The 12,477-nt window shown below is 36.5% G+C and carries 12 protein-coding genes; 5 read left to right on the forward strand and 7 right to left on the reverse strand.

Going from position 1 to position 12,477, the window contains the following annotated elements; all coding sequences use genetic code 11:
* The first annotated feature begins 14 nt into the window (after nt 1–14).
* Nucleotides 15–812: an N-acetylmuramoyl-L-alanine amidase gene (locus MTZ49_RS03120; RefSeq protein WP_264746939.1), complete on the forward strand. Its 798-nt coding sequence runs from the start codon at nt 15–17 to the stop codon at nt 810–812.
* A gap of 154 nt (nt 813–966) precedes the next feature.
* Nucleotides 967–1,902: an aspartyl/asparaginyl beta-hydroxylase domain-containing protein gene (locus MTZ49_RS03125; protein ID WP_264747822.1), complete on the forward strand. Its 936-nt coding sequence runs from the start codon at nt 967–969 to the stop codon at nt 1,900–1,902.
* Nucleotides 1,903–1,969: 67 nt separating this feature from the next.
* Here the strand turns inward: MTZ49_RS03125 and phnX are convergent, their stop codons facing one another.
* The 5 genes from phnX to MTZ49_RS03150 are packed head-to-tail and all read right to left on the reverse strand — an operon-like array spanning nt 1,970 to nt 7,820.
* Nucleotides 1,970–2,785, reverse strand: a complete 816-nt coding sequence (gene phnX, locus MTZ49_RS03130) for a phosphonoacetaldehyde hydrolase (protein WP_264746940.1) — start codon at nt 2,783–2,785, stop codon at nt 1,970–1,972.
* Nucleotides 2,786–2,813: 28 nt separating this feature from the next.
* Complete coding sequence (locus tag MTZ49_RS03135; RefSeq protein ID WP_264746941.1) at nt 2,814–3,920, reverse strand: 2-aminoethylphosphonate--pyruvate transaminase; 1,107 nt, start codon at nt 3,918–3,920, stop codon at nt 2,814–2,816.
* 30 nt (nt 3,921–3,950) lie between these two features.
* On the reverse strand, nt 3,951–5,678 hold the full coding sequence (locus MTZ49_RS03140) for a putative 2-aminoethylphosphonate ABC transporter permease subunit (protein WP_264746942.1): 1,728 nt from the start codon (nt 5,676–5,678) through the stop codon (nt 3,951–3,953).
* Nucleotides 5,675–6,814, reverse strand: a complete 1,140-nt coding sequence (locus MTZ49_RS03145; protein WP_264746943.1) for a putative 2-aminoethylphosphonate ABC transporter ATP-binding protein — start codon at nt 6,812–6,814, stop codon at nt 5,675–5,677. The genes MTZ49_RS03140 and MTZ49_RS03145 overlap by 4 nt, the downstream gene beginning before the upstream one ends.
* A complete protein-coding gene (locus MTZ49_RS03150) occupies nt 6,789–7,820 on the reverse strand; it encodes a putative 2-aminoethylphosphonate ABC transporter substrate-binding protein (protein WP_264746944.1) in 1,032 nt (343 codons plus the stop codon). Before MTZ49_RS03150 ends, MTZ49_RS03145 begins: the two co-directional genes overlap by 26 nt.
* A 210-nt stretch (nt 7,821–8,030) precedes the next feature.
* Between MTZ49_RS03150 and MTZ49_RS03155 the strand changes: the two genes are divergently transcribed.
* Nucleotides 8,031–8,501, forward strand: coding sequence for a sn-glycerol-3-phosphate transporter (locus MTZ49_RS03155; protein WP_264746945.1), 471 nt, complete (start codon nt 8,031–8,033; stop codon nt 8,499–8,501).
* A gap of 32 nt (nt 8,502–8,533) precedes the next feature.
* On the opposite strand, the gene pdxT is transcribed toward MTZ49_RS03155, so the two are convergent.
* Together pdxT and pdxS are read right to left on the reverse strand one after the other, a co-directional pair.
* A complete protein-coding gene (gene pdxT / locus MTZ49_RS03160) occupies nt 8,534–9,103 on the reverse strand; it encodes a pyridoxal 5'-phosphate synthase glutaminase subunit PdxT (protein ID WP_264746946.1) in 570 nt (189 codons plus the stop codon).
* Nucleotide 9,104: 1 nt separating this feature from the next.
* Nucleotides 9,105–9,983: a pyridoxal 5'-phosphate synthase lyase subunit PdxS gene (pdxS, locus tag MTZ49_RS03165; RefSeq protein WP_319804751.1), complete on the reverse strand. Its 879-nt coding sequence runs from the start codon at nt 9,981–9,983 to the stop codon at nt 9,105–9,107.
* A 157-nt stretch (nt 9,984–10,140) separates the two neighbouring features.
* Between pdxS and MTZ49_RS03170 the strand changes: the two genes are divergently transcribed.
* Entirely contained in the window at nt 10,141–11,565 is a 1,425-nt protein-coding gene (locus MTZ49_RS03170) for a PLP-dependent aminotransferase family protein (RefSeq protein ID WP_264746948.1), read from the forward strand.
* Nucleotides 11,566–11,609: 44 nt separating this feature from the next.
* Nucleotides 11,610–12,473 (forward strand): YicC/YloC family endoribonuclease, encoded by an 864-nt coding sequence (locus MTZ49_RS03175; protein WP_264746949.1) that lies wholly within the window; start codon nt 11,610–11,612, stop codon nt 12,471–12,473.
* Nucleotides 12,474–12,477 lie beyond the last annotated feature (4 nt).

Consider the following 12,477-nt stretch of genomic DNA (forward strand, 5'->3'; position numbering starts at 1 on the left):
TGGAACTGCTTTTAATGAAAAAACTGTTTATTTGTTTTTGCCTAATTTTATTAACTGCTTGTCAAAGTAGTTTGCATATCAATAAAGATTACCAATCTGTGGGACAAGATAGTCGTGTGCAATATGTGGTTTTACATTACACCGCCACTGATTTTAAGCGTTCCCTTTATTTATTAACCAAAGAACCAGTAAGTAGTCATTATCTTATTGAAGATCAAAAGGGTACTATTTACCAACTGGTAGATGAAAAAAATAGAGCATGGCATGCAGGACTGAGTGAATGGCAGGGCAGAACTTTTCTAAATAATAGCTCTATTGGTATTGAAATAGTTAATAGAGGATTTACTGAAGATACTCATGGCTACAAAAAATGGTATCCCTATACCGAAACACAAATACAATCACTGATTGTATTATTAAAAGACATCAAGGCTCGTTATAAGTTATCAGCTGAAAATATCTTAGGTCACAGTGATATCGCACCACTACGCAAAACTGACCCAGGCCCGCTATTTCCTTGGCGTCGTCTAGCTAAAGAAGGATTAGCGGTATGGCCAAATGAACGAGCTGTGACTGCCCAAAAAGCTATTTTTGACCAACAAAAATTACCTGATACAAGTTGGATACAAGAAAAACTTGCCATCATTGGCTATGCTGTACCACAGACAGGAATATTAGATAAAGAAACAGTAAAAGTTATTATGGCGTTTCAAATGCGTTATCAACCTGAAAATGTTACAGGGGTAGTAGATAGTAAAACGGCTGCTCTACTAGCCGTTGTTGCAAGAAAAGATTTTACCAAGCCTGAATAAACCTATTGTTATTCCATAATATAGGTTTATTTAAAAAACAACCATGCTATATTAATGAGCGATTTTTTATTTCACTTTCACAAAGTGAATTTTAAGTTAAATAGCTGTCAAAATGATGAACCATTTATAAAGGTTAGCCCATATGACTATTACTATTACAATATCTACATTAATTAAAATATTAATTGTAGCTTTTTTTATTTGGGGTGTACTTTATGTATATTTCCATGGACGCTCTCGCCGTATTCCTCTGTTAAGGCAATTTTTTAACTATTCCGCGTTATTTGCTCCCTATAATGCCTTAATGTATATCTTCTCTAAGCAAAAGTCTCAACCTTATTACGATAGAGCAGACTTTAAAGAAATGGATTTAATTAAAGAGAATTGGGAAATCATCAAAGAAGAAGGCGAAAAACTATTTGATGAAGGGTATATTCGTGCAGCTATTGGTGGTAATGAAGCAGGCTTTGGTTCTTTCTTTAAAAGAGGCTGGAAACGTTTCTATTTAACTTGGAATAGAGATACCCTACCTTCAGCAGAAAACTTATGCCCAAAAACATTAGAACTAGTAAGACAAGTTCCTTTAATTAAAAGTGCACTATTTACACGTTTACCGGCTCGTAGTCATTTAAATGCCCATCGTGATCCCTTTGCAGGAACACTACGTTATCATTTAGGTTTATCAACACCAAACTCTGAAAAGTGTGCAATCTACGTAGATGAACAACCACAGGCTTGGTATGATGGTGAAGATTTTATTTTTGATGAAACCTATATTCACTATGTCATCAATGATACTGATGACTACCGCTTAATCTTCTTCTGCGATCTTGATCGTCCATTAAAACAACCAATGTATACTATTAACCAATGGGTAAGTAATATACTAGCTGCTTTAACCCAACCTCAAAATATTGATGGTGAACATGCAGGCTTTGCTAACCGTGCTTACCGTGGATTTATTAACTTCTCAAAATTTTTTAGTACCCCCATTAAAGCATTAAAACGCAAATCACGTACAGCTTATAATATATTAAGGGTGGTTGCTATTCTGTTAATTATATTGTTGATTCTAAAATGGGTTTTCTGATTTCTTAGTTATACTCATCTGTATTAAAAAGCCAATGTAATTTACATTGGCTTTTTAGTTTATACCATTAAGGCCTTTCACCCGACCTTAACCTATTTTCAATATCAGTTAATACGGGTAATAAATCAGCTACTGTATCAATAACATAATGAGCACCTGTAGCTTGCATTTTTGCAGTGGCTTGCTGACGTAATTTATCTTGTTCTATTAGATCTAACGCTTGCCATTCTTCTAAACTAAGCCCTACTTCATTGCCACTGATAGACACAGCAACTGTCCATGTACCTGCATTTAATCCCTCTTCTATACCAACTCCTGTATCATCTACTTTAACCACTGTATAAGGAGGCCATACCCCCAAATCAGCGAATGTTTGATACATCATTAATGGGGATGGCCTACCTGCAGCTAGATCACCTGCACAGACTAAATTATCTGGGCTATAACCAGCTTTTACAGCAATAGGTAACAACTTTTCCATAATAGGTCTGTTATAACCTGTAGTAGAACCAATTTTAATGCCCCTGTAACGTAAGGTATTGATAAGCTCGATAGTTCCTGGAACAAAATCAGAAAAATCTTCTACTACCTCTGCATTCATAGGAGTAAATACCTCATACAAATGCTCTGCATCTGCATTTGTTGGTCTAGCTCCATATTGTTGTAACCATTGCTGGTTAATCTCTGGAATAGCTAACAACGCTTTAATATGATCTAACTTTGCCATACCCATAGGACCGCGTGCTTGCTCTATGGATAATTGGACATTGAATTTTTCGAACAGCTTTACAAAAGCACCCATTGGCGCACAAGAGCCGAAGTCAATTACTGTACCAGCCCAATCAAAAACAACGGCTGTTAACTGGTGTTGAGGTTGATTCATCGTTTAATCTCTTATTCTTCAAAAGTAGCTAGTTAATTTGAATATTCATCTGTTGCATACAAAAATTCATGGCACTAATAACCTGATGCATTTCTTTCTCACCAATGGCACCTATACAACCCACACGAAATGTTTCAATAGCTGTTAACTTACCAGGATATAACATAAATCCTGCTGCTTTTACGTGAGCATAAAACTGTTTAAAATCATAGTGATTATCTTGTGGTGCTAAAAAAGTGATAATGATGGGTGAAATATATTCTGGTTTTAAGAAAGGTTTAAACCCTAACTGACCTAACCCCTTTAATAACACTTGGCAATTATTGTTATAACGCACTAATCTTACAGTTTGCCCACCTTCTTCTATAAATTGTTCCATAGCTTCTGCTAAAGCAGCCACTACATGAGTAGGTGGAGTAAAACGCCATTGCCCTGTACGCTCCATATAAATGTACTGATCGTACAAATCCATTGCCAATGAATGACTATTTCCTTCACAGCTATCCAATATAGCTTTGCGAATAAATACAAAACCCATCCCTGGCACACCCTCTAAACATTTACCACTAGCAGAAATAAGGGCATCAAATACAATTTCATTAGCACTAATTGGTAAAGCACCAAAAGAGCTCATTGCATCAACTATTAGACCAAGTCCTAACCGTTGACAAAGATCGCTCACTGCCACTAAAGGGTTAGCAATCCCTGTTCCTGTTTCGCAATGAATTAAACCAATATGGGTAATACTAGGATCTGCAACAACTGCTTCTTCAACAGCTTTAACACTTATAGGCTCACTTTCTGATTGAGTTAAGACAGTAGTCTGACGCCCCATCATTGTGGCTAATTTAGCCATACGCTTACAGTATGCACCATTATCCAGTACTAAAAGATGTCCTTTTTTAGGGACTACTGTAGCAATAGCAGCTTCCACAGAAAATGTACCACTACCTTGTAATGGAACAACCACATAATCTTGTTGACCATCAATAACGTCTAATAATTGTTGGCGTAACTTAGCAGTTATAGTATTAAAATCTGCATCCCACGATCCCCAATCCTTCAACATCGCTAGTTTAGTACGTAATGTCGTAGTCAAAGGACCAGGGGTTAAAAGAATATTATCTCTATCCATCTTATTTCCAAAAAATACTTATTATGAATGTTAGCTATTACGCCAACGTTGAGTTCGTTTATTAACAAACTTTCCTAGCAACAGATAAGCACCTGTTACTACAATTGAAATAACTGTAATCATCACTGCCATAGCTGTAGCGCCACCCATATCACCCGCATCATCTAAATTCAAAATAGCTACAGAAGCTAATTGGGTTTCTGGTGAATACAAGAAGATAACCGCAGAAATAGTTGTCATTGCGTTGATAAAAAAGTAACGGGAAATATCCAGCAAACTAGGCAGACAAATTGGCAAGGTTACCCGCCACATAGTTTTATAAAAAGGAACTTTGAGTGAAGCAGATACTGCTTCAAATTCCCAATCAATAGCCTTTAATGCAGTAACCATTGTCATATGACTAGTCGTATAAAAATGGATAACTGTACACATAATCAGTAAAATCATGGTTTGGTATAAACCATTTAAGGGATTGCTAGGTGCATTAAAAAAGAAGATATAGCCCAAGCCCAATACTAAACCTGGTACAGCCATAGGTAACATCACTAACAAACGAATCAATGGTCTTAAAGCATCAAAGCCCTTAGTCTTCTCAAGCATATAAGCGCCCAAGAAAACCAATGTAGTACCAATGATAGTGGTTCCCAATGCCAAGATTAAGCTATTGATAATTGCTCCCCCTAATTCAGAATCTATTAATGCAGACTGATAATTTAATAAACTTAAATTAAGGTTATATGGCCAAAAACTAACAAAAGATGCATATACTGCCATAAAGAACATGGCTAACACCAAGCTACAAATCACTACACAATATATCGACATTGCTATATCAAAACTACGCTTAGGCTTTACTACCAACGTTACCGCTCGCGCACTCAGTGAGGCAGTTTGTTTACGCCTAATAAAATAATCCACGACAAAGGTTAACAACGCAGGTAATAACAATAATAAAGCAACCACTGCTCCTTGCTGAAAATCCTGCTGACCAATGATTAAACGAAAAATATCAGTAGCCAATACATCAAAATCACCACCAACAATTTTAGGTACACCAAAATCTGTCATCACTAAAGTAAAAGATACTAATGAGGCAGAAATAACTCCATATTTAGCGCTGGGTAATGTCACTGTAAAAAACTTACGAAGTGTTGATGTTCCCATCGCGTCCGCTGCTTCATATAGACGTCCATCAGCAAGGGATAAAGAAGTGACTAGAATCATCAACACATGGGGGAAAATAGCAAAACACTCAGCAAGTACAATACCTGACGCACCATAAATGCTTTCAAAACCTAATAATTGCCAGAATGATTTAGCAATTCCCTGATTACCAAACCAATATATTAATGAAATAGCGGCTAACAACGAGGGAGCCAATAGAGGTAGTAATGTAATACTACGCATTATTCCCTTAAAGCGCATACAACTTCTTGTTAAGGCATAAGCAAAAGTAAATGCTAATGGAATAACAATTAATGTCACTAATGTGGATACAAATAAACTATTGCCTAAACTTCTTAATAAACTAAGTGAGCTAAGGTAGCTAACAATAGCTACCCAACCTGAACTATTTATACGATCTTCTGTATAAATCTGCCCTATAATTGCCACAAGCGGTGCAGCTAAAAATATTAATAACAAGAATAAGATTATCAGTAGCACCGATAAAATTAACCACTGATTACCTTTTACACTCTTTAGCCAATAACTATTAATTGGTTGCTTACTTGCTATCAATAACTCTGTCTGCATCATAACTCTTTCACTGGAAAAACATTAACGCGCTCAGGACGTATAGCAAACTGTAAATTAGCCCCTTGCTGTACATTAAGGTCATACATTTGATTTAATGAAAATTGCAGTTGTAGTGATTGATTAGCTAAACGATCAACCTGCAATTCAGCTAAACATTTCCCCCCAAGAAATTCGATATTTTTTATAATACCTGTACAGTTGTTTGTATCATTAGCAGGTAATTGTTCAACTACTCTATCTTCAGGACGTAAATAGAGTTTAACCTTATCCCCCTGAGTAAATGCTGTATGATGTGGTTGTTCACACTTTAAGCGTAAATCCCCACAACGAAACCATTGATTTCCCTCAGCAATAGCATCTAGACAGTTTATTTTCCCTACAAAATTAGCTACAAAAGGAGACACTGGATGACTATAAACTTCTAATGGTGTATCGACTTGTTCAATAACACCATGGTTCATCACCACTACTCGATCCGCAATAGATAAAGCTTCTTCCTGATCATGGGTTACCATAATAGTAGTTAAGCCTAATTGTTTTTGTAGACTACAAATTTCATTGCGTAAATGCACTCGTACCGTGGCATCTAAAGCAGATAATGGTTCATCTAACAACAATAAATTGGGCGCAGTTGCTAACGCTCTAGCCAATGCAATTCTTTGTTGTTGACCACCTGACATTTGAGCAGGGTATTTATTACCACTATCAGGTAAACCTATCAAAACTAATAGCTCGTCCACCCGTTGTTTAATAGCTGTTTTTGTCTGTTTACGATTAACTAAACCATAAGCAATATTTTCTGCAATAGTTAAATTAGGAAATAGTGCATAAGATTGAAATACAATACCGTAATCACGTTCTGCTGGTGGTAAATAACTTATGTCTTTTCCTTGTTGGAGAATCGTCCCTGATGATTGTCGCTCCAAACCTGCAATGATCCTTAATAGAGTAGTTTTTCCACAACCTGAAGGGCCTAAAAAACATATTAGTTCACCTTGTTTAATAGTAAGATTAATATCATTAAGAGCAATAAACTTGCCAAACTGCTTACAGATATGATCTAACCGTAAATAGGTATTACTCATTAATAGCATTTCCTTAAAATCACTACTACTTAGGCTCTGATTTATTGGCATAACGTGAACTCCACTCTTTTAAAATCACATCACGCTGCTTAGCTGCATAATCAAAATCCATCTTAATTAAACGCTGTTCATAATCATCAGGAATATTAGCTAACTTAGGAGCAACATTAGGCTGTCCCGTAATTGCAAAGCTTTTACCATATAGCTTCATTGCATCTGTACTTGAAGCCCAATCTGCTAACGTTTTTGCTGCGGCTAAATTCTTTGTTCCTTTGTGGATGGCAAAAGCTTCAACATCCCAACCTAATCCTTCTTTAGGAAAAACTAAATCAATAGGCGCACCTTTTGCTTTATTAGTATGGCCACGATACTCAAAAGAGATGCCTATTACATACTCACCCGTTGCGGCCATATTGCAAGGTTTAGAACCAGAATGGGTATACTGTGCCATATTCTTGTGCAATCCATCCATAAACTGCCAACCACTACCTTTACCTTGCTCATCTCCCCATATCTGCAACCAACTAACCACATCAAAATAACCAGTACCTGATGAGGTAGGATCAGGCATTACAATCTGTCCTTGATAAACTGGTTTTAATAAGTCTTGCCAGCTTTCAGGTTTAGGAATCTTTCTTTTTTCAGCTTCTGCTGTATTGAAACAAAGAACAGCTCCTGTAACATCAAGCCCCCACCAATAAGGTGGATTCTCACTATCACGATAAGCAGCCTTAATATTAGAGAAATTAGAGGGGGCATAAGCCTCTAACATTCCTTGTTGCTTCAATACCCCCAAACCAGTAATCGCTACCCCCCAAACCACATCAGCTTTAGGATTATTTTTTTCAGCCAATAGTTTAGAAACAATAACACCTGTTGAGTCACGCACTATTCGTAATTGAATTTCTGGATGAGCCTTATTAAAAGCCCGTTGATATGCCTTAATTTGATCTGTCTCTAATGCAGTATAGACAGTTAATTGACTCTTTTCCGCTAATGCTTGTACAGAAAACGCCAACCCTAGACCCGTTATAACTATTGATTTCCATAAACTCATTTAAGTACCTATTTATCGATTCACTTAAATAGAGTATAGAAACCTCATGTGTCATTTTTATGACAATATGAAAATTTCTTAAAAATGTTTTTTAAACAATTTTAAACAGTTTAGTTATATATATTTACAGCCTGTCATAATCGGTTAAGGTTATTTTATAGGTTTCAACATAAACTTAATTGGTAGTTTATAGAAAGGTAGTTTTGTTTAATGTTAAGTTTACGGCCAATATTATTGTTAATTTTAGTACTCACTGTACAAACAAGTTTTGCAGAAAATGAGCGCAAGGACTTTTGGCAATTTCAAACCAGCGTCTATACTAAACATTTTCACCCAAATCCTGAGCATAACAACCACCAAGAATTGATAGGTATTGACTATAACCTTTCTTCTGGTTGGTTCTTTGGAGGGGCTACTTTTCGTAACTCTTTTCGACAACGCTCAGTCTATGCCTATGCAGGGAAACGTTTTGAACTAGAAGACACCCCTTTTTATGCTCGCATATCAGGTGGTTTAATTCATGGTTATCATGGTAAATATCAACATAAGATACCAATGAATGGCTTAGGCATAGCGCCTGCTATTATTCCTTCTGTTGGAGTTCAAGTAGATAGACTTAGTACAGAAGTTATATTATTAGGCTTTAATGCAATGATGGTTAATGTTGGTTTTAAACTTTAAAAAGAAGGCTGCCAAAGCAGCCTTAAAAACTGTTAATTAATTTTCTTAATAAAATACTCAAATATTTGAGCATCATTGGTTAATTCAGGATGAAAAGCCATCACCAAGATGTTATCTTGCTCTGCCATTACAATCTTATCTTCAATTGTAGCAAGCACTTTCACACCATCACCAACCGACTGAATAAAAGGTGCTCGGATAAATACTGCAGGAATTGTTTCAGCGATACCTTTAACAGATAAGACTGCTTCAAAACTATCGACTTGTCTGCCAAAGCCATTACGCTCCACAGTAATATCTATTAACCCTAATGGCATAACCTTACCATCTGAATTAACGATATTTTTCCCACATAAAATTAGCCCAGCACACGTCCCCATCACAGGATGTTTTTTTGCAAACTGCTTAATTTTTTCATATAAACCATGTTGCTGAATTAGACGACTAATTACCGTAGATTCTCCACCAGGAATAATCAAACCATCAATATCTTCTAAATCATCAACATGCTTAACAGGTACACCTTTTACTTGCAATCGCTCAAGCATTTGCAAGTGTTCAGCGATTGCACCTTGTAACGCTAAAACACCAATGGTTTTCATACTACCAGCCTCTATCTTGCATCCGTTCTGCATCAGACAATCTAGAGATCTCAATACCTTTCATTGGTGTACCTAAACCTTTAGAGAGTTCAGCTAATAGTTTATAGTCTTGATAATTGGTAGTGGCTTGCACAATAGCTTTAGCAAACTTCTCTGGATTATCTGATTTAAAAATACCAGAGCCTACAAACACACCATCTGCACCTAAACTCATCATTAACGCTGCATCCGCTGGAGTAGCCACACCACCAGCCGCAAAGTTAACAACAGGTAATTTACCTAGTTTTTTTACTTCTTTTACTAGCTCATAAGGTGCGCCTATATCTTTAGCAAAGGTCATCAATTCATCATCACATTTGCTTGCTAAAATACGAATTTGCTCGTTCACTTTACGAATATGACGCACCGCTTCAACAATATTGCCAGTCCCTGGCTCGCCTTTAGTACGTAGCATAGAAGCTCCTTCACCTATACGACGTAAGGCTTCTCCTAAATCACGGCAACCGCATACAAACGGCACAGTATATTCACTTTTTAATAAGTGATATTGTTCATCTGCCGGCGTTAACACTTCACTTTCATCAATATAGTCAACACCCATAGCTTCTAAAATACGAGCTTCACTAATATGTCCAATTCGTGCTTTAGCCATTACAGGAATGGTCACTGCATTCATTACTTCTTCTACAATAGTAGGATCAGCCATTCTCGCCACACCGCCAGCAGCACGGATATCCGAAGGTACGCGCTCCAATGCCATTACAGCTACAGCACCTGCTGCTTCAGCAATTTTTGCTTGCTCAGCATTAATCACATCCATGATTACACCGCCTTTTTGCATTTGCGCCATACCACGTTTAACTGTTTCTGAACCTACAATTTTAGTTGTCACTCTAAGCACTCCTGTTATTTAACTAATTTTTTAGAGTGTTAAGAATAATCCTTTCCATAAAATAAAAAACATCCAATTGGACTATATTTATACCATCCAATTTAACTATAATATCTTTAGCAATTTCTATTGATCGAGTGAGCCTATGTGGGCATTAACCAGTAATCCAGCAAATAAACAACCCCTTTACAAACAGATTGTTAACCATATTGAACAAGCTATTGAGAATGGACAATTACAAGCAGGGGAACGGTTACCTTCTGAACGACAATTAAGCACCTTACTGAAAGTCAATCGCTCAACTATTATCCATGCTTTGGATGAGCTCACTGATAGAGGAATCCTTATTCGTAAACTAGGTAGTGGAACCTATGTAAATGAGCAAAAATGGGGGTTACAAAGTTATCCTTTAATTAATTGGCAGGCTACACCAGAAATTCTTTCTAAAAAAAGACAAGACTCATACTACCTACAAGCTAACCAGTTACGGCAAAAAGCACACAGCCATCAACAACCTATATTAGACTTAGCCAATGGTGACTTACCTACAGATTTACTACCTACTCTTTCTTTACCAGAGTTTTCATGGCAAGAATTACTAACCCATGAGCAAGGTACAGAAGCCTCCCATTTAGGTTTAATTTCTTTTCGGCAAGCTGTCCAAAACTATTTACAACAACGTTTTAAAATGACTGTGGCAACTGAGCAAATATTGATTACCTCTGGAGCTCAACAAGCTATCTTTCTTATTACTCAAGGCTTGCTAAAACCAGGTGATGCTATTGGTATTGAAGCTCCCTCTTACTTTTATTCATTACCACTATTTCAAGCAGCAGGTTTACGTATTTATGCCATTCCAACAGACCAACAAGGTATAACATTAGACGGTTTAGAAAAACTACTTAATCAGCAGTCTATAAAAATGATTTTTCTTAACCCCATTTTTCAAAACCCTACTGGCTTTGTGATGACTGAGCATCGCAAAAAACAATTACTTAACTACTGCTATAAAAAACGTATTCCTATTGTTGAAGATGATGCTTATAGTGCCTTGCCCTTTAATTCACAGCTAGATACTTCTCCTTTAAAAAAATTAGATAAACACCAGCAAGTAATTTATATTGGTTCACTTTCTAAATATATTGGCAAAAATATTCGAGCAGGATGGATGATTGCCCCCAAAGCTATCGTTAATAAACTAGCTGATATACGGCAACAGCTAGATGCTGGACTTAGTGTTCTACCACAACTACTTGCTGAACACTACTTAACAGAACATAGCAGTACGCATCAACAATACTTACAAACTGCATTAACTAAAAGATCCCAACAATTAATACAATGGCTTAAAGAAAACTATCAACATAAATTAACTTTTCAACCACCATTAGGCGGTTTTCATCTTTACACTCATTGCCTACAAAAAAATACCTATGACTTTAATAATTTATTAGATGAGTTGTTACAACAAAATATTATTGTAGCTAGAGGTACAGATTTTGGGGATACTCCTTATCATCTACGTTTTAGTTATGGACACTTTAACATAGCAAGCTTAGCTAAAAGGTGATTTAATATACCCTTTATAACATCAAAATAATGGAGAACTCAGCCATGTTACAGAGTATGACCGCATTTGCACGCCATGAATTATCTATTAATGAAGGGGTTTTATGCTGGGAAATACGCTCTGTTAATCATCGTTATTTGGAGCATAGCTTCAAATTACCTGAAACTTTTCGAGTGCTTGAATGGCAATTAAGGGATATCCTAAAAAAAGAAATCTCTCGTGGTAAAGTAGAATGTACATTTACTTTCTCCCCTAATGCTCAAAATAATCCTCTACAAATAGATTCAGAACGTGCTAAACAACTTGTTCAAGCGGCAGAACAAATCTCTGAGTTAACTATTAATCCCACGCCAATAAATCCTTTTACAGTATTATCTTGGCCTGGCGTATTGATCAATGAACAAGCTAATCATGAACTATTACAACAACAAGCTATTGAACTATTTTCTGACACACTCAAAAATTTGAAAGAGAATAGAGCAAGAGAAGGACAGGAACTACAGCAATTATTAGATGATCGTTTAGTCAGTATTGATAATGAAGTTAATAAACTACGCCCACTTATCCCAGAAATGTTAGATAATCAGCGCCAAAAAATATTAACACGCTGCCAAGAGCTACAAGTAGAAATTGATAATCAACGTTTGGAGCAAGAACTTGTATTGCTTGCTCAAAAATCAGATGTGGCTGAAGAATTAGACCGCCTACAAACCCATTTAACCGAAGTACGCCATACCTTTAATAGTAAAGAACCCTGCGGCCGTCGTTTAGACTTCTTAATGCAAGAACTTAATCGTGAAGCCAACACATTAGGTTCAAAAGCATACGATACACGGACCACACAAACAGCTGTAAATATAAAAGTACTTATAGAACAAATGCGTGAACAAGTACAAAATATTGAGTAGCCAT

Origin of the sequence: Entomomonas sp. E2T0, from assembly GCF_025985425.1 — a bacterium.
In the GTDB taxonomy this organism is placed as follows: Bacteria; Pseudomonadota; Gammaproteobacteria; order Pseudomonadales; family Pseudomonadaceae; genus Entomomonas.